The organism is Frankia sp. AiPa1 (assembly GCF_023243075.1).
Classification (GTDB): domain Bacteria; phylum Actinomycetota; class Actinomycetes; order Frankiales; family Frankiaceae; genus Frankia.
Genome location: NZ_JALKFZ020000121.1, coordinates 24886 through 47131 on the forward strand (window position 1 = coordinate 24886; position 22246 = coordinate 47131).

Genomic DNA, 22246 nt, shown 5'->3' on the forward strand with positions numbered 1-22246 from the left:
TCCCGTGGACGGTGTGTCACCATCCCTGCGGGCGACCCCACGGCGGGCCTTCCTGACCCGATCGCGATGCTACTCGCGAGCGGGCACTGCCTCCCACGCGCGCGCACTCAGGGTGACGGTTCCGGGGTGATCGTCGGGCTGTCGACGGGATACGCGCCGCCCACCGGATAGGGCCCGCCCACCGGGTAGACCCCGCCGACCGGGTATGCGCCGAGGCGGGGCAGCACCCCCTGCCCTCCCGACCGCGGCGACCCGGACTGGCCCGCACCGGACGGGACCGGGTCAGACGGGTCCGGGTCGGACGGGCCCGGGTCGGACGGGGCAGCCACGATGGTCGAGACCTCGGCGACGATCACACCGCCCGGTAGTCCGCTGGGCCGCGGCGCGACCTCCCGCGGCTGACCGTCGGCGGACCGCCCGGCATCGCCACTGACGGGCGCCACGGGATCCCTGCCCTCGCCTGGATCCCCGACCTGTGCGCCCACCTCCCGGGCGTCCTCGGCGCCTGCCTCCCGCGCGCGGATGCCGTCGAGCGCCATGTCGACGATCCGGCCGATCCGGCTGCCGCTGACCTCACGGTCCCCGCTGAGGTACTGCCGGTAGGAGACCGTCCCGGCCAGCATGTCGACGACGAGATCGACGTCGACGTCCGCGGGCAGTTCGCCCGAGGCGATCCCGCGCCGGAGCAGGTCGGCGGCCCACCGCCGGGGCGGTTCCAGCACCCGGTGCGAGTAGGTGGCGAACAGTTCGGGGTGGGCGCCATGCTCCGCGGCAAGCTTGGGCATGATCTGCCCGGCCAACGAGTGCGAGTTACGCCGGCGCAGGGAGATGAGCCACGCGACCAGGTCGTCCCGCAGGGATCCGGTCTCGACCGTCTCGACGTCATCGGCCAGCGTGTCGAGCGCGTCACCGATGAGGGCGTCCTTGGTGGGCCAGCGCCGGTAGACCGTGGCCTTGCCGACACCAGCGCTGGCCGCGACGGCCTCCATCGACAGCCCGGTGAAGCCGACGGTGGCCAACTCGTGCAGCGCGGCCTCTATGATCGCCCCGTCATAGCGGGGATCACGCGGACGGCCGGGCGCACGCGGAACCCGCACCCCGGACGGGGCCCGATCCTCCGGTCGACGAGGATGCGGCGGACGGGCATCCGATGTCGTCGTCATTGGCCGCGTCCTCCGCTCGCCCCGCCGATCCGGTCGCCGTACCGGTGCGTCCGCATGGATAGGCCACCCGCCACGTGGTGGAGCCGCTCGTTCCTGCCGGTGTTCCTGTCCCATTTCAAGATCAGCATACGTGCCGCCGGCCCCTGACGCATCCGTTTGCGGTGCCAGCGGCGTGGCGCAGCCTGGATGACCAGGCGGTGGGAATCGGCGGCGGGAGTCGGCGGCCGGTGGCAGCATGGGCAGCACGCCGGGACGCCCAGCGCCCGGACGGACCATCAGGAGTGCTCATGATCTCGTCAGGCAGTGCCTCCCACGCATCGGCATCCTCCGAGTCGGCATCCCACGAGTCACCCGACCAGAGCCACGAGACCGCGGCGGCGACGCTCTACGGCGCGCCGGCCGCAGCAGGTCGCCCTCATCTCCGCCCCCGCACCCGCTTCACCGTCCGCGACGTCGCGGCGGCCAAGGCCCGCGGGGCGAGGTGGGCGATGCTCACCGCCTACGACTTCACCAGCGCCTCGGTGTTCGACGAGGCCGAGATTCCCGTCCTGCTGGTCGGCGACTCCGCCGCCAATGTCGTGTACGGCTACGACACCACGATCCCGGTCACGGTGGACGAGCTCATCCCCCTGGTCCGCGCGGTGGTGCGCGGGGCGCCGCACGCGATGGTCGTGGCCGACCTGCCGTTCGGGTCGTACCAGGCGGGGCCGCGGCAGGCCCTGGAGACGGCCACCCGTTTCCTCAAGGAAGGCGGCGCCCACGCGGTGAAGCTCGAGGGTGGGGCACGGGTCGCCCCGGCGGTGGAGACGCTGACGGCGGCGGGCATCCCGGTCGTCGGCCATCTGGGGCTGACCCCGCAGAGCATCCACGCCCTCGGCGGCTACCGGGTGCAGGGCCGCGACGCGGCCGGGGACGTCCTGCTCGCCGACGCGCTGGCGATCGAGGCCGCCGGCGCGTTCGCCGTCGTGCTGGAGGTGGTGCCCGCCGATCTGGCTGCCCGGGTGACGAAGGAGCTGCGCATCGCCACCGTCGGCATCGGCGCCGGACCGGACTGCGACGCCCAGGTGCTCGTCTGGCAGGACATGGCCGGGTTCAGCGGCGGCCACACCCCCCGGTTCGTCAAGCGGTACGCCGACCTTCGCGCGGCCCTCGGCGCGGCGGCGCGCGCCTACCGCGACGAGGTCGAGGGCGGCCAGTACCCGTCTCTCGAGCACAGCTACTGAACCAGCACAGCTACTGGACCAGCCGCGTTACCGAGCCTGCCTTACCGAGCCAGTGCGACGGCAAGCTCCGAGCGGGCCGCCACCAGGGACGGGCCGTACCAGGTCAGCAGGCGGCCCGAGACGCACACCGCCGGCGCGGTGAACGACTCGGGTCCGTCCGCCGGGCTGAACGCGTACGGCTCGTCCGGCAGGACGACCAGGTCGTGCGGCGCCACCGTGGCCGGGTCGAACCGGGGATAGCGCTGCGGCGAGTCGGCCAGCACGTTGTCGACGCCGAGCCGGCGCAGCACGTCCCCGGCGAACGTGTCGCGCCCGACGGCCATCCATGGCCGACGCCAGATCGGTATCAGCGCGCGCCGGCGTGGTCCGGCCGGCGCGGGCTGCGACCAGGCGGCCCGGGCCTCGTCCAGCCAGCCGGGCCGGGGCAGCCGGCAGGCCAGGCGCAGCATCCGGTCCAGGCTGCCCAGGGCGGCGTCGACGGTGGTGGGCGCGGTCACCCACACGGCAAGCCCGGCCGCCCGCAGGGCGTCGAGGTCTGGTGCGCGGTTCTCCTCGGCATTGGCGAGCACGACGTCTGGGGCGAGCTCGACGACGGCGGCGACGTCGGGATTCTTCGTGCCCCGCACCCGGGTGACGTGCAGCCCCGGCGGATGGCTGCACCAGTCGGTCGCGCCGACCAGCAGGCCCGGGGCGCTCACCGCGACCGACTCGGTGAGGCTCGGCACCAGTGAGACCACCCGCCCGACCCTGGTCGGGACCGCCACCGTCAGCCCGAGATCGTCCCGCTCGGGGTCGTCAGGTTCGCCGCCCAGGAGTCGCCCGGGACCGTCCGGCCAGCCGGATGTGGCCGGATAGGGACTGTCCAGCTCGCCTGCCATCACCGTGCCCAGACGTCAGACGTCGGTGACGCGCAGGCCCGCGTGGGACTTGTAACGTCGGTTGATCGAGATCAGGTTGGCAGTGAGCGCCTCCACCTGGCCGGCATTGCGCAGCTTGCCGGCGTAGATGCCGCGCATGCCGGGGATCCGCTCGGCGAGCGCCGCGACCAGGTCGGTGGCGGCCCGGTCGTCGCCGAGCACGAGGATGTCGGTGTCAATCGACTCGACCGACTCGTCGGCGAGCAGCACGGCGGAGATGTGGTGGAAGGCCGCCACGACGGTGCTGTCGGGCAGGACGGCCGCGGCCTGCTGGGCGGCGCTGCCCTCGGGTACGGGCAGGGCGAACGCGCCGCCCTTGTCGAACCCCATCGGATTGACGCAGTCGATGACGATCTTCCCGGCCAGCGGGCCGCGCAGCGACTCGAGTGTCTCCCGGTGCCCTTCCCAGGGAACAGCGATGATGACGATGTCGGCGCGCGCGGCGACGGTGGCGTTGTCCGAGCCTTCGATGCGCCGCCCCGGCCCGGCGAGTGCGGCTGCGGCCTGCTCCCCGCGTTCGGCCGAACGTGAGCCGATGAGCACGAGATGCCCGGCCTGGGCGAAGCGCAGACCGAGGCCGCCGCCCTGCGGTCCGGAGCCACCGAGGATGCCGACAGTGAGCGCGGGGACGTCCGCGGGGACGTACTGGGTCGAGGTCACCCTGTCATCCTGCCCGAGTCGTCCGTCGGCCGCGAGGTTGCGCGAACGACGCCAAACCCGCAGGCGAGACGGCTGGAGCACGGAGCCGGACCGTGCACCCTCCGGCACCGCGGCCGATAGCCAACCCACCCGCCGACGGACAGCCGGGTGCAATGGGGGACTATGCATGAACAACGGGACAGCTACGTGACCGTCCGCCCCCGCCCGCCCACCGGGACCTTCGGCCGGACAGACGGGATCCCACACACGTCGCTACCGGCAGAGGAGCAACGAGCGTGACAGACAGTTACAGCTCATGGGTCAGCACCGTGAGCGAGCGAAACGGCACTTCGAGTGATATGCCAGGTGTGTCCGGTCACCCCGGGCGTGCGTTGGCTACGGATGGGCCGTACCGTTCCGTTTCACACGCATCGAGCAGATCTTCCGAAGCAGGCGAGAGAGGTCGAGCAATGGCGGACGTATCGGTTCGCTTCGCGATGACGAACGACAGCGAAGTGGTGCTGAACCTGTCGCTGCCGCAGGCGCTGCGCCTGATGGAGGCGATCGCACGCAAGGTGGGCGAGACGCTGTCCGAGCGCAGCACACAGGCGGTGGGCGGAGTCGGCGGGGTGCCCACCTCGGCGCCCTCGAACGGCATGCCGAGTCTCGGGCCCTACACCCCGTCCTGACCAGTGTCGTTCTGGCCAGTGTCGTTCTGGCCAGCGCCAGCGCGGTGGTTGGACGGCACGGCTGCGAGCCGTGGTTCAGAACCCTGTGGTGGGCTCGGTGAGCCTGAACGGATCTCCGCCGGGACGCGCGGAGCCCCCGGCGGCAATGGCGTGGCCGGCGGCGAGAGCACGCGGATGGGACGTCGCGTACACCTCACGCAGCCGGTCGACGGTGACAAGCGTGTAAATCTGGGTCGTGCTCACCGAGGCATGACCGAGCAGCTCCTGCACGACCCGGACGTCCGCTCCCCCGTCCAGCAGGTGGGTGGCGAAGGAGTGCCGCAGCACGTGCGGTGACACTCCCTCGACCCCGGCAGCCGCCGCGGCGAGACGCAGCTCGGTCCAGGCACTCTGCCGGGACAGCCGGTTGCCGCGGCGCGACAGGAACACCGCCGACCCGGAGCGGGCACCGCACAGATGCGGCCGGCCAGCCCGCAGGTAGTCGCCGAGCGCGAGGACCGCGCAGCGCCCCAGCGGAACCACCCGGTCCCGCCCGCCCTTGCCATGCAGGCGCACCGACGCGCCGTCGAGGTCGAGACCCTCGAGGTCCAGGCCAACGGCCTCGGAGATGCGGGCACCGGTTCCGTACAGCAGCTCCAGCAGGGCACTGGCCCGCAATCGACGCGCGGCCTGCACCGGATCTGTCCCCACGCCCCTGGCAGCGAGGAGCGCAGCGTCCCCGGCGGCGGCTGGCACAGCACCCCCGGCGGCGGCGAGCACCGCGCTCACCTGGTCGACGGTCAGCGCCTTCGGCAGCCGACGGGGCGGCACGGGCGGCCGCACCGGCCGGGACACGTCCTCGCGCACATCCCCCTCGTCCGCCGCGAAGCGGTGCAGCGAGCGCACCGAGACCAGCATCCGCGCCACCGACGCGGCCGCGAGCGGCGGATGCGTGTCGTCCCCGGCGCGCAGCGCGGCGGCGAAGCCGGCAACCTCCGCCTCGCCCACCGCGTCCAACGAGCACAGCCCGTGCGCCGACAGGTGGACGAGGTAGCGCCGCAGATCGCGGCGGTAGGCGAGTACCGAGTTGCGGGCCAGCCCGCGCTCGCCCTCGAGGTGGTGGAGATAACGGGCGATCACGTCCGCCGGCGCGTCCGTCCCGGCCGCGAGCGTGTGGGTACGCGGCCGGAAGAGTTCGTCGCCGTCGGTCGCCGCCATCATCAACCTGATAGTAGGACCTGCCGGCAGTTGTCGGCGGGTGCCCGTCCACATGCCGCGATTCCACGGTTATTCTGGCGATCTGTGCGGATGGCCACCGGACCATCACGTCGCGCCGCACGGCTGGGGGTCACCATCATCACTGTCGCCATGCCGCCCGGTGCCCCGCCCGCCGGCCCGCACGCTGCCGTCGCGGCCGCACGGAACCTCCGAGCCACGCTCGCTGATCGCCTTCCCACCACCACGTCCACGGCACGTCGCCGCGTCCTGACCGCCCTGACCGCAGTGCTGCTCGGCGTCGGTCTTGTGGCCGGTTGCGGCGGCGAGGGGGCGCCCGGCGGTGCCGCTCTGCCCGCCCGGTCGGGTGCCGGCGGGACGGGCGATCCGGCCCCGGGCGGCACCAGTGCGCCGCCCAGCCCGGATGTCAGCGCGCCGGCCGCGATCCGCACGGTCGAGGCGTACTTCCAGGAGATCAACGACGCCATCCGGGCCGGGCGTCTGGCGGTGCTCGGCCCGACCTCGCTCGACGGATGCCAGGCCTGCGCCCTCGACGTCGGGGTGTCCCGATCGCTACAGCAGCGGGGCCTGCACGCCGACGGCCCCGCCTACCAGCTCGGCGACGTCACCGCCCGGCCCAGGGCGGGTCTCGCGGCAACCGTCACGTTCACCCTGCGCACGGCCACCGTGGGTCTGCTCGACGCCGCCGGGCGGCACGTGACGGACGCTCCCGGCGTCGCCACCCGTGCCGCCACGGCGCAGCTCGCGCTCACCGCCCAGGGCTTTCGCATCCAGACCCTGCGATACGCCACGGCACCGGCGTGAGGCGAGCGGGGCTCGTCCTGATCGTCGCCGTCGCGTTGACGTCCGGGCTCGGGCGGGCCGGACTGCTGGGCCCGGGTGTCGCGTTGGCCGCTCCCGGCAGTACGACGGTGCCGTGCGCCACCGTGCTCTGGGGTACCTGCGACACCAGGGCCACCGCGAGCGGCTACCAGTACCGCTACCACGACGGCATGCTGGAGCGGATCCCGGTCGGCGGCGGCGGCACCGGCGGCGGGCGGCGGGCGGCGAACTGCGGGCAGAACTGCCCGGACGACCCGGCCGAGGTCTGTGAGCTGCTCGAGCTCGTCGGCCCGAACCCGGAGATGTCCGTCGCGGAGCGCGCCCAGTACGACCAGACGATGGCCGGCTGCAACAACTACCTGATTCCGGTGGCGAACGCCGTGCCGATCGCCGCGGTCCAGGCCGCGCTCAACGACTACCTGCGCGAGAAGGTCCTGCCGAAACCGACGATCGTCATCGCGCCGTCCGGCCGCAGCTTCGCGAACCTGGCGACGATCCTCTACACACCGGTGTCGGAGTCCTACACGTTCAACGTGGACGAGCCGGTCCAGGCCACGATCAGCGCCGTCCCGCACTACCGCTGGGAGTTCGGCGACGGCCAGGTCGGCCCGGACGCGCCCGGCCGGCCCTACGATGCGGCGATCTCCCCGCGGGACCACCCCGACGACTACGTCAGCCACCAGTACGACCGAGCCGGCCAGTACCAGGTGACCCTCACGGTCACCTGGCAGGGCACGTTCACCGTGCCCGGTGTCGCTCAGGCGTTCCCGCTCAACGCCGTCGTCCTCGCCGCCGCGCAGCCCCTGGTGGTCGACGAGGCCTCCGGCGTCCTCATCCACAACGACTGACCGGCCGGGCCGATCGTACTGTTGCCGTATGTGACGGCGACCTGGCAGCCGCACGGTTCAAAGGGACCACCGTGGTCGGAGTTACCGGTTCCGTGTCCGGTTTGCCCTACCAGAGCGACCCGCCGTCCCAACCGACCCCCCGCACACCCGAACGGTGTGTCACCACGCGAGCCTCAGCGATCCGGGGGTGGCGGGGGCGGCGGCATCGCCAGCGGAAGGCCGCGTGCGTCAAGCCACCTCGGCCGCCGGGTCAGCCGCCAGTCAGCGGCGGTGGGCGGGGGTCAGCCGCTGTGCGCGGGGCGGGCCGGCCAGGGGGTGTCGGTCGGGCGCAGACCGGTGAAGCCCGCCGATCGGCACCGCTCGGCGGCCAGCAGCCCGGCGACGGCCATCCCGTTGGTGATCTCGCCACGCAGCACCCGGCGGACGGCCTCGTCGAGGTCGACGCGGGCCACGCCCATGTCGGCCTCCTCGTGTTCGGGCACGTAACGCTGCTCCGCTGGGATCTCGTGCAGTCCGCGGGCCAGGAACACCCGGTAGGCCTCGTCGGTCATCCCCGGTGAGGAGTAGACGTCGACGAGCAGGTCGTACCGGTCGGCACGCAGTCCGGTCTCCTCGGCGAGCTCGCGGGCCGCGGCGATGCTCGCCGGCTCGCCGGCGACGTCCAGGATGCCGGCGGGCAGCTCCCACAACGGTTCGCCGACCGGATGCCGGTACTGGTGCACCAGCACGACCCGCTGGTCGTCGTCGAGTGCCACGACGCCGACCGCACCGGGGTGCACGACGACGTCCCGCTGGGAGACGTCGCCATCCGGCATCCGGACGAGATCCCGCCGCACCCGGATGATGCGCCCGGCGTAGGCGGGCGAGCTCTCGGTAACCTCGTAGCTGTGCTCGGTGTGGCCGTGCTCGGTGTGGCCGTGCTCGGGGCCGGTCACGGCGACACCAGCGCCGCGCCGTCAGCGCTCGTACCGGACGCGCGGCTCTTGCCCGACCCGCCGCCCGCCCCGCGCCGTCCCGTCCCCCGCCCGTTGGCCGCGGCCGCTCCCGCACCGGCCGCGGATCCGGATCCGGATCCGGACGCCGCCTGCGTGGCCAGGTCCGACCCTGGCTCCGATGCTCCGGCCGCGGACGTGGCGGCGGCCGGTTCCCCGGGCAGCTCGACCGGCAGGACGCCGCGGCGTCGGTCCGCGTGGACGAGCGCCGCCGCGACCAGCCCACGGAACAACGGATGCGCCCTGGTCGGCCGGGAACGGAACTCCGGATGCGCCTGGGTGCCGACGTAGTACGGATGCACTCCCGCTGGCAGTTCCACCACCTCGACCAGCCGGCCGTCCGGGGAGGTGCCCGAGAACATCAGGCCGGCCGCCGCGAGCTGCCCGCGGTAGTCGTTGTTGACCTCGTACCGGTGCCGGTGACGTTCGTCCACCTCGGGTGCGCCGTACGTACGCCGGGCGACGCTGCCGGATTCCAGCACGCAGGTGTACAGCCCGAGCCGCATCGTCCCGCCCATGTCCTTCGCGCCGGCGACGACCTCCCGCTGGTCGGCCATGGTCGAGATGACCGGATGGGCGGTGTCCGGCGCGAACTCGGTGGAGTTCGCCCCGGTCAGACCCGCGAGGTTGCGGGCCGCCTCGATCACCATGCACTGTAGGCCCAGGCAGATACCCAGCGTCGGGATGCGGTTCTCTCGGGCGTGGCGCAGCGCGGAGAGCTTGCCCTCGATGCCGCGGATCCCGAATCCGCCCGGCACGATGATCCCGTCGACGCCGTCGAGGCAGGCCGCCGCCCGCTGCGGCGAGTCGCACTCGTCGGAGGTGATCCAGCGTAGGTCCACCCGGGTGTCGGTGGCGAACGCGCCGGCCCGCAGCGCCTCGGTGACCGACAGGTAGGCGTCCGGCAGGTCGACGTACTTGCCGACGATCCCTATCGTCACCCGGTTCGCCGGCTGGTGGACCCGGCGCAGCAGCCTGTCCCACTCGGTCCAGTCGACGTCCCGGAACGACAGCCCGAGCCGACGCACCACATAGGCGTCGAGGCCCTCCCGGTGCAGGACTCGCGGGATGTCGTAGATGGAACTCGCGTCCGGCGCGCCGACGACCGCCTCATCGTCCACATCGCACATCAGTGCGATCTTCTTCTTCAGAGCGTCCGGCAGCGGCCGGTCCGAGCGGCAGACCACCGCGTCCGGCTGCAGTCCGATGCTGCGCAGCGCCGCGACGGAGTGCTGCGTGGGTTTGGTCTTGAGCTCGCCCGAGGGCGCCAGATACGGCACGAGGCTCACGTGCACGGTCAGTGCGTTGTCCCGGCCCACCTCGTGCCGGACCTGCCGGATCGCCTCCAGGTACGGCAGCGACTCGATGTCGCCCACCGTCCCGCCGACCTCGGTGATGACGACGTCGACGTGCTCACCGGCCAGCCGCCGGATCCGATCCTTGATCTCGTCGGTGATGTGCGGGACGACCTGCACCGTCTGGCCGAGATACTCCCCGCGCCGCTCCCGGGCGATGACCGCCGAGTACACCTGGCCAGTCGTGACGTTGGCACTGCTGTCCAGGTTGACGTCGAGGAACCGCTCATAGTGGCCGATGTCCAGGTCCGTCTCGGCGCCGTCGTCGGTGACGAACACCTCCCCGTGCTGGAACGGGTTCATCGTGCCTGGGTCAACGTTGAGATACGGGTCGAGCTTCTGCATCGTGACCCGCAGGCCACGAGCCTTGAGCAACCGCCCAAGGCTGGAGGCTGTCAGTCCCTTGCCGAGGCTCGAGGCGACCCCTCCGGTGACGAAGATGTGCTTGGTGACATGCGCCTGGCCCACACGAGACTCCCGTGGTCACGCCGCCGGTCCGAACCCGGCGCCTCCACGGGACTTCACGGTAACAGCTCCCCGCGCCACCACACCCGCACGGGGTCCCGAGCGGACCGCCCCCGGATGACTCAACCCACACTCAACCCACCAGGCCGGCATCTATCCGGTTTGGGTGACTATGTCATGCTGTTCGAGTGACCGACGGGGGTGGGGGGCGGGCTTTCGACGTCTTCGTGTCCCATGCTCCGGATGGGCGGGAGTGGGCAGCCTGGATCGCGTGGGGGTTGGAGGAGGCCGGCTTCCGGGTGCGCCTCGACTCCTGGGACGTGGTGGCCGGAACGAACCGGACCCACTGGCTGGACGGGGTGGTCCGCACCGCGCCGCAGACCATCGCCGTCGTCTCCGACGACTACGCCGACTCGCCGTGGGCGCAGGCCGAGTGGGGTGCGGTCTGGGCGCCGCGGGCGTTGGGTGGCGATCAGCGGCTGCTGGTCGCGCGGGTCACGGACCGGCCGGTCCCGGGCCTGCTCGCCCAGGTTGACCAGATCGACCTGAGTGGCCGCAACCAGCTCGCCGCTCAGGCCGCGCTGCTCGCCGCCGTCCGCCGCCGCGAGTGGGCGCCCGGCGAGGCAGGAATCGGCGGGACAGGCGTCGAGCGCCGGTCGGCCGCGGAACGGTTCGCCGCACAGCCCATCTTCCCCGGTGAACTGCCGCCGGTCTGGAACGTGCCGCAGCCGGCCACTCGCTTCGTCGGTCGCGACGCCGAGCTGGCGCAGCTCGGCGAGGCTGTCTCCCGGTATCCGCTGGTGGCCTCGGTGGGGCTCGCCGGGGTCGGTAAGACGAGCCTGGCGGCCGAGCACGTCCGCCAGCAGCGGGCCGATTACGACGTCGTCTGGTGGCTGCCCGCCGGCCGCCCCGACCTCATCGCCGAACGCGTCCGTGCCCTCGGCCCCCATCTCGGCCTGCCAGCCCAGACACCACCGTCGGCTGTGCTGGCCCGCCTCGACGCCTCGGGTGGCCGCTGGCTGATGGTCCTCGACGACGCCGCCGGGCCCAACACCCTGCCCGACTGGCTGATGCCCTCCACCCGCGACGGCCACATCCTCGTCACCACCCGCCACAGCCACTGGGACCAGGCCGGCCTCGCTCTCCCCATCCGACCCCTCGAACGCGCCGCATCGGTGCGGTTCCTCGCCGCCCGGCTCCCCGACATCGACCAGGCCGTCGCCGCCGACCTCGCCGAACACCTCGGGGATCTGCCCCTCGCGCTCACCCAGATCGCCACCCTGATCGACGACACCGACACTCCCGCCGACGTCTATCTGACGGCGCTGCGCGACAACCCGGCGCAGGTTCTCGCCCGCGGCGAGGTACCCGGACGCCCCGGCATCACCGCCGCCACCCTGTGGGACGAGTCCATCCACCGCCTCGGCCGCGACACCCCCGCCGCCGGCGAACTGCTGCGTCTCGCCGCCCACGCCGACCGCACCACCCCCCTGCCCACCTGGCTGCTCGCCCTCGACCCCAGCGCGATCCGCCACCCCGGGCTACGCTCCGCCGCCGCCGACCCGCTGGAACTCGGCGCCACCACCACCGACGTCACCCGCGTCGGCCTCGCCCACCGCGACGGCCAGGGACTCGCACTGCACAGCCTGGTCCGCACCGCCGTCCGCGCCGACACGGTCCCCGAACACGCCCACCAGATCTCCGACACCCTCAGCCGGCTGCTCCACACCGCCCTCCCGGAAGACGTCACCGCCAATCCGGAGGCCTGGCCCACCTGGCACGAACTCCTCCCCCAGGCAATGACCATCCTCGAGGACGTCACCCCCGACGCGGACACCCCCGAAACCACCTGGCTCGCCGAACACGCCGCCGCCTACCTCACCGAGCAGGGCCGCCCCGCCCTCGCCGAGCCACTGGCCGCCCGCGCCGTGGAAGCCCACGAACGCCTCGACGGCCCCGACCACCCCGACACCCTCACCGCCCGCAACACATATCTCCGCGCCGCCCTTCAAGCCGACCATTACGCCGCCGCCGGCCCGCTGGCCGAACGCAACGCCGACGACCGCGAACGCATTCTCGGACCCGACCATCCCGACACCCTCACCAGCCAGGACACCCTCGCCCGCGTTTACCACAAGGCTGGCCACCTCGACAACGCCCATGTCCTGTTCACCCACACCCTCGACGAACGCACCCGCACCCTCGGACCCGACCACCCCGACACCCTCGAAAGCCGCCACCGCCTCGGCGCTCTTCTCCACGACACCGGACAAAGCGACGAGGCCGCCGACGCCCTTCAACCCGTCCTCGTCGACCGCGTTCGGATACTTGGCACAAACCATCCTCACAGTCTCGACACCCGCTACCGACTCGCGACGGTCTACCACGGTATGGGCGATTATGAAGACGCCCGGGCGCTGGGCGAGCCCGCTCTCGCCGCCCGCGAACGCATCCTCGGATCTGATCATCCGGACACCCTCGACAGCAGGTACCAGATCGGCATCGCCTACCGAAGACTCGGACGCGGAGAGGACGCCACCCGCGAGCTCGGTCTTGCGCTCGAGGGCCGCGAACAGATTCTCGGACCTGACCACCCACGAACCCTGAACGTCGCTTATGCTCTTGGTCGCACTCACCTCGATGCCGAACGGCCAGGATCTGCCATTCCGCTGCTCGAGCGTACGTTGGACGGTCGCAGCAGACTTCTTGGGCCGAACCATGAAATCTCCCTACAGATCCGGGAGCGCCTCATCGAAGCCTATATCGCGGACCGCCAGCCGGGTAAGGCGACCGAGCACTTCGAATACATTCTTAACCGACACGAACGCGCAAACGAGAAGGATCATCCTGACACGCTTGCGGCGAGGGACCGGCTCATCGCGAACTACGAAGAGATCGGCCGGCGTGGCTCAGCGCGCCGCTGCCTCGAACAACAACTCGCCGCCCGTGAGCGCACCGATGGTCCCACGCACGAAAGTACCCTGCGTACCGCTGCCAATCTGTCGGCGGTGTGCGGTGAGTCCGGCCGGCTGCCCCGCGCCATCGAGCTCGGCGAGCGCGTCCACGCCGCCCGTACGCGCAGCCTCGGCCCAGATCATCCCGACACCCAGACAAGCCGCACGGCTCTCGCCGACACCTACCGCCGGGCCGATCGCCACACGGACGCCGCCGACCTCGACCGAGTCACCTCAACCGAAGAATCACAGCAACGACCCGAGAGTCCGGGCCGACCTGAGCTTCCTGGGACCCCCGAAAGCAGAACGCCGGAGACCAGACACCACCGAATAGGCCCCTGATTAAAAAACGCCGCGGGCGCTACTGGCAACAAGTCAATCGGCGGTAGGTGAACTTGACGAGCCGCCATCCGGCGCCTCGTTCTCGTCGTCCTCGAAGACACGGCCGAGGTTCTCCAGCCGGTCGAACAGGCTCTGCTTTATCCCATCCCGGCCACCTGGCTGCCCGCCCTCGCTCCTATGCTCCTGCCTTTGTTTCTCCTCCTGTCTTTGCCTCTCGAGTCGCTGGGCCTCGACGCGTGCTCTCGCCTCCTCCAGCCTTGCTTCCCTCGTACGCTCCAGATCTCGACGATCCGCCTCCATCTCGTGCCGTTCGAGAGCCAAGGTCGTGAGTTCGTTGTCGTCGCGGGACGCCCAGGTGCGGGTGAACTCGCCGTCCCAGTCGACGGGACGAAGCGGGGGCCGGGTCGACGGGCGCGGCTCCGACGGTTCCGCGGAACCGTCGGGCCGGGACGCGCGCGGTTCCGCGGAACCGTCCGCGCGGGGCTCGGTGGGAGCGGCGTCGGGCTGGTCGTCGGGGTCAGGGGTGGGCGGGGCGTCGGGCACGAAGGTCCTCCCTGGCGGCTGGTGCTGCCGGTAATCATTCCACTGCTCCAGGTTCGCCAACCACACCCTCGCCGGTGCCGGTTCCGCGGAACCGGCGGACGGCCGCAGCCGGTCCGGCACCTCGCCGCGGCCCTGCCCACCAGGCGGACTCGATCCCGTCCCGCCGCCGGATCTCCCAGGGTCAGGCGTCGGACCTGAGCACTCCGGCGGCGGCCCAGTTGTCGGCGGGGTATTCCTGGATCCAGACCTGGACGGAATCGGCGGGGATCTGCAGGGAGTCGACGAAGGCATCGGTGATGCGCCTGACCAGTTGGCGCTTGAGTTCGATGTCGCGCGGGCCCTGCTGCACGGTGACGATCGGCATGGCGGATCTCCCATCCACAGTGGAGTGAGAACTCGGACTTCACACCGCGGTCAGCGGTGCGGCCGAACCGGGGGGCTTCCCCTCTCCGGCTGACAGGTCGATTCCATCTCGGTTCGGCGGGCCCACCAAGGCGTGTTTCGGGATGGCCGCCATCACCAGTCGTGATGATCCACGGTGGCTCGCCGAGGGGTGGGGCGCGTACGACGGTCGAGGTAGGGGCCGGCCGCACGATGTGGGACGGCCTCACGGTGTGGGACAGTCGGGCGGTGACGGATCGACGGGATGCCACCACGGACGGAGAGGTCACCTCGGCGGACGGGACGCGGATCGCGGTACGCCGGGTCGGCACCGGGCAGCCGGTGGTGCTGGTGCACGGGTCGTACGGCGGGCTGGACTCGTGGCAGGAGGTCGCGGAAGGACTCGGCGACGGGTTCGAGTGCTGGCTCATGGCTCGGCGCGGGCATGCGCCGAGTGGCGCGCCGGGCCAGGCGAACACGTTCGCCGCGGAGGTCCCCGACGTGCTGGCGGTGCTGGACGCGGCGCGGAACCGCGCGGGGTCCGACGGGCGGGTACCGCACCTGGTCGGCGGCTCCTACGGGGCGACGCTCGCCCTGCACACCGCGGTCGCCGACCCGGACGCGCTCGCCGCGCTCGCCCTGTTCGAGCCGCCTTTGTTCGCCGCCGGTCCGAGGCTGGCGGCGGTTCTCGGCCAGTACCGGGTGCTGCTCGGCGCCGGTGACGTCGCCGGGGCATCCCTGCTGTTCGCCCACCGGGTCGCGCGCGCCCCAGCCGCTCTGCTGGCCGCCGAGGGCACACCGGACGGCCAGGATGAGCCGGACGCGCATGACGGTGCCGGTCGCGGCACGCCGGATCACGCCCCACAGCCGAACGGGGCGGAGCAGACGGAGGCGGAACTGCGGGTCGCCCGGGGCGCGTTGCACGACCTGGAGGCCATGGCCGCCGACAGCGAGGACATCGGCCGGTGGTCCGCCGTGCGCGCGCCGACGCTGGTAATCGGCGGGGCCGACTCCTGGGTGCCGCTGCCGGAGACCATGGATGAGCTCACCCGCGCGCTGCCGGACGCGGAGCAGGTGGTTCTGCCCGGGCAGAACCACTTCGTCACGGCCACGGATCCCGCCCTCGTCGCGCGGACGCTGCGCCCGTTCCTGCGACACCATTCCTGACCGGCCGGGTGACGCCGGCCGTCGCACTCGGCGGCGCGCCTCGGCCAGCGACGGCCCGGGGGCTCGGAAAATGCGCGGTCAGTCGTCCTGCTCGGCCGCCGCGGCGCAGGCGTCGAGCAGCAGCGGCAGGTAGGGCGTGGGGGCGTCCGCTCGTACGCACAGGGCGGTGGGCACTGACAGCGGCTGAGAACGCAGCGGCCGGAAGGCGACCCGCGGGGTGTGCAGTTGGCGGGCGTGCGCCGCGTAGACGACGGTCCAGGCAGGAGTGCCCGCTCCGATCGCGGCGAGGGTGTCGTCGAGGGAGGTGCCGGTCAGCGGGCTCGGCACCGGCTGGAAGCCGGCGTGGTGACATACGCGCAGGATCAGGTCGACCAGCACAGGGTTGCGGGCGCGGGGCACGAGGCGCAGTGGCAGGTCGGCGAGGTCGGCGAGGTCCACGTCCACGCCTGTGGCGCAGGGGTGCCGGGCCGGCAGGGCGACGACCAGCGCGTCCTCCCAGACACCGATCGTGCGCAGCGCAGGGCCGGCCTCGGTACCGCGCAGGAACGTCGCGTCCAGCGTGCCGGCTCCGACTCGGTCCAGCCGGGCCCTGGTCGGCTCACCGACCAAGTCGATTTCCAGGTGCGGCGCGCGCCGCCGCAGCCCTTCGAGGACGCTCTCCAGCCGGGCGCCGAGCCCCCGGCTCGTGCCCAACCGCAGCGTCCCGGTGTACTCCCCGGCGAGACGGGCCGCCACGCCCAGGGCCCGGCCCTCTGCGGCGAGCACCGCCCGGGCCTGGGGCAGGAACAGCTCGCCGGCCGCGGTGAGCCGCACCCCGCGCGGCGAACGGTCGAACAGCTCGATGCCCAGCTCGCGTTCGAGGCGCCGAACCTGCTGGCTCACCGCCGGCTGCCCGGTGCGCAGCCGCTGCGCGGCCCGGCCGAAGTGCCGCTCCTCCGCGACGGCGACGACATACCGCAACTGGCGCAGCTCCATCACCGCATTGTGCCGCCGTTCGGTCGGAGCACGCCCGCGCTGGGCCCCCGCAGGCTCGACGAAGCTCCCCGACTCTGAGCGCCGTGTGCGAAACACCTTGGTGGCGACACGGCAGGAGCCGCTTCCCCTTTCACGCTGGCAGGCAGGGACGCCGACCAGGTGAAGCGGCCACCAGGAATGGGCGGATTTCCTACCCGCTAATGATAGGTGAATGTCACGTGGCCGGATACCACAGCGCCGTAGCTGACGCCGCCGGCCTGGTAGGACAGCGAACTCCAGATGTAGGTCCCGTGCACGACGCTCGAGCACCAGGCGCCGTTCGGCGCCAGGCCGATCGTGCCGGTCTGGCCGAGGTCACTGCTGTTGTCGGATCGACCAACCCGGCCCACCACGTTGCTCTTCCCGTTGGCCTGGGTGTTGCGGAACTGCACCAGCAGCTGGGAGGAACCCGCGCTGGGCCGCCCATACACGATGATCTCGGAGCCGAGATCCGGCCGCCCGTCCGCTGCCAACGGGTGAAAGGGGCTGGTCTGCCCCGCCACCTCCGGCTTGGCGATCTGCCAGCCGGACAGGGTGCGCGGGCAGTAGCCGTCAGCCGAGGCCGGCGAGGCTCCCACCAGCACACCCAGGGAGGTAAGTGAGGTGAGAAGCAGCGTCGCTCCCACCGCCGTCAGTCTCCGCAACCGCATGATGCCCCCTAGTCAGTTCGATCGCTGACGGGTGGCACATCGCTCAGGTTTGGACGTCCGGCCATTGCCCGCAGGCCCAACTCCGTATTTGGCGACATCCCGCAGCGATGACGTCAGGGCGGGAACGTGGCACCCGGACAGCGAAGGACGAAGATCTTTTCGGCTCTTCGTCGACGTAGGGTAAAGATATCGTTATTTTTGGCGATCGATGCGTTTCGGTTCACGTCCACCGTGTCCCAAGTCCGACAGTCGGACCGGCTGCGCGACACGGCTCGTTCGCAGACAATCGAAGGTCCGCTCAGACTCCGAACCTTCGCTCGGAACCGGGTCGAACCCCGGTCAGGGGCGGGCCTTGTCCGCGGCGGCGGCGGCGAGCAGCTCCTCGGCGTGGCCGCGGGCGAGCGAGCTGTCCTCCTGGCCGGCGAGCATCCGGGACAGCTCCCGGACCCGGCCCGCGTCGTCGAGAGTGATCACACCGCTGCGGGTGACCGAGCCGTCGTCGGCCTTGTGCACGACGAGGTGGCGGTCGGCGAAGGCGGCGACCTGCGGCAGATGAGTGATGCAGATCACCTGGTGGGTGCGGGCGAGCCGGGCGAGACGCCGGCCGATCTCGACCGCGGCGCGACCGCCGACGCCCGCGTCGACCTCGTCGAAGACCATGGTGGAGCCGGTGTCGGCGGCGGCGAGCACCACCTCGATCGCGAGCATCACCCGGGAGAGCTCACCGCCGGAGGCGCCTTTGTGCACCGGCCGCGCCGGCGCCCCGGGATGCGGGATGAGCCGAAGCTCCACGTCGTCCACGCCGGACGGCCCGAACGCGACGCGGCGCGGCGATGCGCCTGCCTCCCCGCCACCACCGCCCTCACCGAAGGGGAGGCCCGCGGGATCGTCGCGCTGGGAGACCACCGCCCGCACCTGGGCTCGGGGCATGGCGAGCCCGGCGAGCTCGGCGGCGACGGCCGCGCCGAACCGGTCGGCGGCGGCGCCACGGGCAACGCTGACCTCGGCCGCCAGCCCCGCGAGCTCGGCGGTCAGTTCGTCGCGGCGGGCGGTGAGCGACTCGGCGGACTCGGCGCTGCCGTCCAGCTCCAGCAGCCGGCGCCCGGCCTGGTCGGCCCAGGCGAGCACCCCGTCGATGTCCGTGCCGTGCGCACGGGTCAGGCCCGTCAGCGCCGCCTTGCGCTCCTGCGCGTCGGCGAGGCGGGCGGGGTCCGCGTCGATGCCCTCGGCGTAGGAGGCGAGGTCGGCGGCGACGTCTGTGAGCAGCATCCCGACCTCGGTGAGCCGGGTGCCGAGGGCGGCGAGTTCCGGGTCGAGGTCGGCGTCACCGGCGATGACCCGGCGGGCGGCGGACACCAGGTCGACCGCGCCCGGCTCGTCCGACCCGGAGGCCGGGTCGCTCATCAGCGCCGCGTGCGCGGTGCGGGCGGCGCGGACCAGGGTCTCGGCATGCTCGAGCCGGCTGAGCTCGGCGCCGAGCGTCACATCCTCGCCGGCGGCGGGCTCCACCCGCTCCACCTCGGCTAGGCCGATCCGCAGCAACTCGGCCTCGTGCTCGCGTTCCCGGGACCGCTCGGTGATCTCGGCGAGCGCCCGGCTGGTCCGGGCGAGCTCCGCGTACACCGTGGCGTAACGGGACAGCGGTTTCGCGACCGTCTCGCCGGCGAACCGGTCGAGCGCGCCGCGCTGGGTGGACGGCCGCAGCAGCCGCTGCGCCTCGGACTGCCCGTGGACGGCGATGAGGTCCTCGGCGATCTCGCCGAGCAGGCTCGCCGGCACCGAGCGCCCGGCGACCTGCGCGCGCGAACGCCCCTCGGCCGTGAGCGTCCGCCCGAGGACGAGCACCGCGCCGCCGGGATCGTCGTCGAGGTCGCCGCCGGCGTCGCGGACCCGGGCGGCGACACCGGAGTCGGCCGGGATGACCAGGCGCCCCTCGACGAACGCCCGCTCGACTCCCGGCCGGATCAGCCCGTAGTCGGCCCGCCCGCCGGTCAGCAGGCCCAAACCCTGGACGATCATGGTCTTACCCGCGCCGGTCTCGCCGCTGACCACGGTGAGTCCGGCGGCGAGGTCGAGGGCGGCGTCGTCGATGACCCCGAGGCCGCGGATGCGAATCTCCTCGAGCACGCCCCGAACTCTAGCCGCACCACCGCATTCCCCGACATCCTCACACGCAATCGGCCGGCTCAGCGTTCCACGCGGCCACGCCAGCCGGCGACGGGCAGGCCGAACTTGGCGACCAGCCGGTCGGTGAACGGCCGCGGATGCACCACGGCGAGCCGCACCGGCCGTCCCCCACGGACCACCTCGACCCGTGCCTGGGGCGGTACCTCGACCATCCGGCGCCCATCGCAGTACACGATCGCGGGCACGGGCTCGAGCACCTCGACGGCCACGGTCGCCTTCGGCGCCAGCACGAGCGGCCGGGCGAACAGGGCGTGCGCGCTGATCGGCGCGACGAGCAACGCCTCCACCCCCGGCCACATCACCGGACCACCGGCGGAGAACGCGTACGCGGTCGACCCGGTCGGCGTGGCGCAGATCACCCCATCGCAGCCCCACCGAGACAGCGGACGCCCGTCGATCTCCAGAACGCACTCGAGCATCCGGGCCCGCTCGGCCTTCTCCAGCGACATCTCGTTGAGCGCCCACCCGGAGTAGACGAGCTCCCCGTGCCGGCGAACCGTGACCTCGATGGTCATCCGATCCTCGACCGTGTAGTCCTTGCGCACGACATGGTCGATGGTGGACGTCAGCGCATCCGGCTCGGCCTCGGCGAGAAAGCCCACGTGTCCGAGATTGACCCCCAGCAGCGGCACGTCCGCGGTGCGGGCGAACTCGGCGCCGCGCAGCAGGCTGCCATCGCCGCCCAGGACCATGACGAGCTCCACGCCGACGGCGGCGTCCGCGTCATGCGGCACGACAGCCGCGCCGGTCAGGTCGAGCTGGGCCGCCTCGTCGCGCAACACCCGCGGGTTCACCCCCGCGGCGACCAGCCCCTCGATCACCCGCTGCGCACTGTCCCGCACCACCGACCGGCGTGGATGGGTGACGACGAGTACCTCGCGGGTCATCCTCGTCACCCCGTCCGACCGGCGGGCCCGGCCGCGATTGCGGCGGCGAGCTCGTCCTCATCCAGCGGCGGCGCGCCCGCGGTCAGCCAGAGCAGGTATTCGACATTGCCCGCGGGCCCCGGCAGCGGACTGGCCGTGACACCCCGCACGCCAAGCCCCAGCTCTCCCGCCGCGGCGGCGACATCGCGCACCGCCTGGGCGTGCAGCCGCGGATCCCGCACCACTCCGCCAGCACCAAGCCGTTCCCGGCCCACCTCGAACTGCGGCTTGACCAGCAGCACCAGATCGGCGTCCGGCGTCGCGCAGGCCCGCAACGCCGGCAGGACGAGCGTCAGCGAGATGAACGAGAGGTCCCCGACGACCAGCTGGGCGGGCTCGCCGACGTCCGCCACGGTGAGCGCCCGGGCATTGGTCCGGTCCCGCACCCGCACCCGCGGGTCGGACTGCAACCGCCACAGCAACTGCCCGTAGCCGACGTCGACGGCGACGACGGACGCCGCGCCATGGCGCAGCAGCACGTCCGTGAACCCACCGGTGGAGGCCCCCACATCCAGGCACCGCCGATCAGCGACCACCAGCCCAGTCCGCCCCGCCGCCGGGCGGGCCGCCGCGGCCTCCACAGCCGTGCCCTCCACGTCCGAGCCCGCTGTGCTCATGGCCGGCGAGCTCATGGCCGGCGAGCTCATGGCCGCCGCTTCCGGGCCCGCCGCGTCCGCGAGCGGGGGAACGCCGAAAGCGGCGAAGGCACCGAGCAGCTTGTGGGCGCCGCGCGACGCCCAGCCCGGGTCGTCGTCCGCGGCGAGGGCGATCGAGGTGGAACCGTCGACGATCGTGGCGGCCTTGGTCGCCGGGATGCCGGCGACCAGCACCCGGCCGGCGTTGATCTCGGCGACAGCCTGCTCGCGGGACCGCGCGAGACCACGCCGGACCAGCTCGCGGTCCAGACGCACGCGACGTGAGGACACGCCCGCAACCCGGCTCAGGACGCCGGACGGCTCGCGCCGGCCGCCCTCGCACCCGGTACGGCGGAGCCATCGAGGTCCGCGAGGGCGTCGGCCAGTCGGCGGTTCATCTCCTCGAAGACCTCCACGTGTGCGGACGTCGGCAGGACGTCGAGGGTGTCCAGCCGGGCCAGGGCATCCTGAATCTCGGTGGGCAGACTGTCGATGCTCACCCTGTCAGCCTCCCGCACTTTCGGTCGAGAATGCGACGCCTCCGCGGTCACACACTCCGTGCGGCGCATCTCATGTGTGGATCGTCGCGATCCGTACCGTCTCCGGACGATCCCATATCCACCCGCTCCGGCACTCGGCACCGCACCGGTTCCCCCTCCCCCGCACGGGTCATCCCGGGCCGCGTCACCGGCTCGGCGGGCGCACCATGGGAAGCCACGGCGGACGAACGCCGTGCGTGACCGGTCTGGAGGAGGCCCGAGCGTCCATGGCCGACAGGTCGCAGTGTGAGGCCGCGCTTCGGGCGCTGGCCGTCCAGACCCAACGGGCCGCCGCCCAGGGCCGCCCGCCACACGCCCCCGACCGCACCGTGCTCTGCCGGATACCCGATCTGTCCACCGCGTTCCGCGGCGCGCTGCGCGACGGCTGCCTCGGGGACATCATCGAGTGCCTGCCCGGCGAACCCGCCCAGATCGTCCTGACCGTGGCCAGCGACGATCTGGTCGCCCTCACCGAGGGAAGCCTGCCGATCCTGACCGCCTGGCGCAGCGGCCGGCTGCGGGTGGACGCCAGCCTGCGCGACCTGATGCGCGCCCGCACCCTGCTCTGACCGCGGATCCG

21 protein-coding genes are annotated in these 22246 nt (G+C 72.4%); 7 read left to right on the forward strand and 14 right to left on the reverse strand.

Annotated features, from left to right (window positions below; translation table 11 throughout):
- Nucleotides 1-107 precede the first annotated feature (107 nt).
- Complete coding sequence (locus tag MXD95_RS10160) at nucleotides 108-1163, reverse strand: TetR/AcrR family transcriptional regulator (RefSeq protein WP_250640317.1); 1056 nt, start codon at nucleotides 1161-1163, stop codon at nucleotides 108-110.
- A 287-nt stretch (nucleotides 1164-1450) separates the two neighbouring features.
- Between MXD95_RS10160 and panB the strand changes: the two genes are divergently transcribed.
- Nucleotides 1451-2386: a 3-methyl-2-oxobutanoate hydroxymethyltransferase gene (gene panB / locus MXD95_RS10165; protein ID WP_250640318.1), complete on the forward strand. Its 936-nt coding sequence runs from the start codon at nucleotides 1451-1453 to the stop codon at nucleotides 2384-2386.
- Between the two features lie 41 nt (nucleotides 2387-2427).
- On the opposite strand, the gene MXD95_RS10170 is transcribed toward panB, so the two are convergent.
- Nucleotides 2428-3264 carry a helical backbone metal receptor gene (locus tag MXD95_RS10170; protein ID WP_250640319.1) on the reverse strand — a complete coding sequence of 279 codons (837 nt, stop codon included), beginning with the start codon at nucleotides 3262-3264 and terminating at the stop codon, nucleotides 2428-2430.
- Nucleotides 3265-3279: 15 nt separating this feature from the next.
- The gene (gene npdG / locus MXD95_RS10175; protein ID WP_250640320.1) at nucleotides 3280-3963 is read right to left on the reverse strand and encodes an NADPH-dependent F420 reductase; all 684 of its coding nucleotides are present in this window, start codon (nucleotides 3961-3963) and stop codon (nucleotides 3280-3282) included.
- 449 nt (nucleotides 3964-4412) lie between these two features.
- On the opposite strand from npdG, the gene MXD95_RS10180 reads away from it, so the two are divergent.
- Nucleotides 4413-4631: a hypothetical protein gene (locus MXD95_RS10180; RefSeq protein ID WP_250640321.1), complete on the forward strand. Its 219-nt coding sequence runs from the start codon at nucleotides 4413-4415 to the stop codon at nucleotides 4629-4631.
- Between the two features lie 75 nt (nucleotides 4632-4706).
- On the opposite strand, the gene MXD95_RS10185 is transcribed toward MXD95_RS10180, so the two are convergent.
- Nucleotides 4707-5831: a tyrosine recombinase gene (locus tag MXD95_RS10185; protein ID WP_374122005.1), complete on the reverse strand. Its 1125-nt coding sequence runs from the start codon at nucleotides 5829-5831 to the stop codon at nucleotides 4707-4709.
- An 87-nt stretch (nucleotides 5832-5918) separates the two neighbouring features.
- Between MXD95_RS10185 and MXD95_RS10190 the strand changes: the two genes are divergently transcribed.
- A complete protein-coding gene (locus MXD95_RS10190) occupies nucleotides 5919-6650 on the forward strand; it encodes a hypothetical protein (RefSeq protein ID WP_250640323.1) in 732 nt (243 codons plus the stop codon).
- Nucleotides 6647-7516 (forward strand): PKD domain-containing protein, encoded by an 870-nt coding sequence (locus MXD95_RS10195; protein ID WP_250640324.1) that lies wholly within the window; start codon nucleotides 6647-6649, stop codon nucleotides 7514-7516. Before MXD95_RS10190 ends, MXD95_RS10195 begins: the two co-directional genes overlap by 4 nt.
- A 281-nt stretch (nucleotides 7517-7797) precedes the next feature.
- Here MXD95_RS10195 and MXD95_RS10200 read toward each other — a convergent pair whose 3' ends face one another.
- Both MXD95_RS10200 and pyrG read right to left on the reverse strand, forming a co-directional pair.
- Entirely contained in the window at nucleotides 7798-8451 is a 654-nt protein-coding gene (locus tag MXD95_RS10200; protein ID WP_250640325.1) for an NUDIX domain-containing protein, read from the reverse strand.
- Nucleotides 8448-10331 (reverse strand): CTP synthase, encoded by a 1884-nt coding sequence (pyrG, locus tag MXD95_RS10205; RefSeq protein WP_250640326.1) that lies wholly within the window; start codon nucleotides 10329-10331, stop codon nucleotides 8448-8450. Before pyrG ends, MXD95_RS10200 begins: the two co-directional genes overlap by 4 nt.
- 185 nt (nucleotides 10332-10516) lie before the next feature.
- On the opposite strand from pyrG, the gene MXD95_RS28905 reads away from it, so the two are divergent.
- Complete coding sequence (locus MXD95_RS28905; protein ID WP_250640327.1) at nucleotides 10517-13624, forward strand: tetratricopeptide repeat protein; 3108 nt, start codon at nucleotides 10517-10519, stop codon at nucleotides 13622-13624.
- A gap of 33 nt (nucleotides 13625-13657) precedes the next feature.
- On the opposite strand, the gene MXD95_RS10215 is transcribed toward MXD95_RS28905, so the two are convergent.
- Nucleotides 13658-14167, reverse strand: a complete 510-nt coding sequence (locus MXD95_RS10215) for a hypothetical protein (protein ID WP_250640328.1) — start codon at nucleotides 14165-14167, stop codon at nucleotides 13658-13660.
- 181 nt (nucleotides 14168-14348) lie between these two features.
- Nucleotides 14349-14531: a 4-oxalocrotonate tautomerase DmpI gene (dmpI, locus tag MXD95_RS10220; RefSeq protein ID WP_250640329.1), complete on the reverse strand. Its 183-nt coding sequence runs from the start codon at nucleotides 14529-14531 to the stop codon at nucleotides 14349-14351.
- A gap of 266 nt (nucleotides 14532-14797) precedes the next feature.
- Between dmpI and MXD95_RS10225 the strand changes: the two genes are divergently transcribed.
- The gene (locus MXD95_RS10225) at nucleotides 14798-15715 is read left to right on the forward strand and encodes an alpha/beta fold hydrolase (RefSeq protein WP_250640330.1); all 918 of its coding nucleotides are present in this window, start codon (nucleotides 14798-14800) and stop codon (nucleotides 15713-15715) included.
- A gap of 78 nt (nucleotides 15716-15793) precedes the next feature.
- Here the strand turns inward: MXD95_RS10225 and MXD95_RS10230 are convergent, their stop codons facing one another.
- The 6 genes from MXD95_RS10230 to MXD95_RS10255 all read right to left on the reverse strand — a co-directional run bounded on the left by MXD95_RS10230 (nucleotide 15794) and on the right by MXD95_RS10255 (nucleotide 21627).
- Complete coding sequence (locus MXD95_RS10230) at nucleotides 15794-16690, reverse strand: LysR family transcriptional regulator (protein ID WP_250640331.1); 897 nt, start codon at nucleotides 16688-16690, stop codon at nucleotides 15794-15796.
- A gap of 197 nt (nucleotides 16691-16887) precedes the next feature.
- Entirely contained in the window at nucleotides 16888-17379 is a 492-nt protein-coding gene (locus tag MXD95_RS10235; protein ID WP_250640332.1) for a hypothetical protein, read from the reverse strand.
- Nucleotides 17380-17718: 339 nt separating this feature from the next.
- Nucleotides 17719-19506, reverse strand: coding sequence for a DNA repair protein RecN (gene recN / locus MXD95_RS10240; RefSeq protein WP_250640333.1), 1788 nt, complete (start codon nucleotides 19504-19506; stop codon nucleotides 17719-17721).
- Between the two features lie 59 nt (nucleotides 19507-19565).
- Nucleotides 19566-20453 (reverse strand): NAD kinase, encoded by an 888-nt coding sequence (locus tag MXD95_RS10245; protein WP_250640334.1) that lies wholly within the window; start codon nucleotides 20451-20453, stop codon nucleotides 19566-19568.
- A 5-nt stretch (nucleotides 20454-20458) separates the two neighbouring features.
- Entirely contained in the window at nucleotides 20459-21418 is a 960-nt protein-coding gene (locus MXD95_RS10250) for a TlyA family RNA methyltransferase (RefSeq protein WP_308301476.1), read from the reverse strand.
- 14 nt (nucleotides 21419-21432) lie between these two features.
- The gene (locus tag MXD95_RS10255; protein WP_250640335.1) at nucleotides 21433-21627 is read right to left on the reverse strand and encodes a hypothetical protein; all 195 of its coding nucleotides are present in this window, start codon (nucleotides 21625-21627) and stop codon (nucleotides 21433-21435) included.
- 266 nt (nucleotides 21628-21893) lie between these two features.
- Here MXD95_RS10255 and MXD95_RS10260 point away from each other — a divergent pair, with 266 nt between their 5' ends.
- The gene (locus MXD95_RS10260) at nucleotides 21894-22235 is read left to right on the forward strand and encodes an alkyl sulfatase (protein ID WP_250640341.1); all 342 of its coding nucleotides are present in this window, start codon (nucleotides 21894-21896) and stop codon (nucleotides 22233-22235) included.
- Nucleotides 22236-22246: the final 11 nt, after the last annotated feature.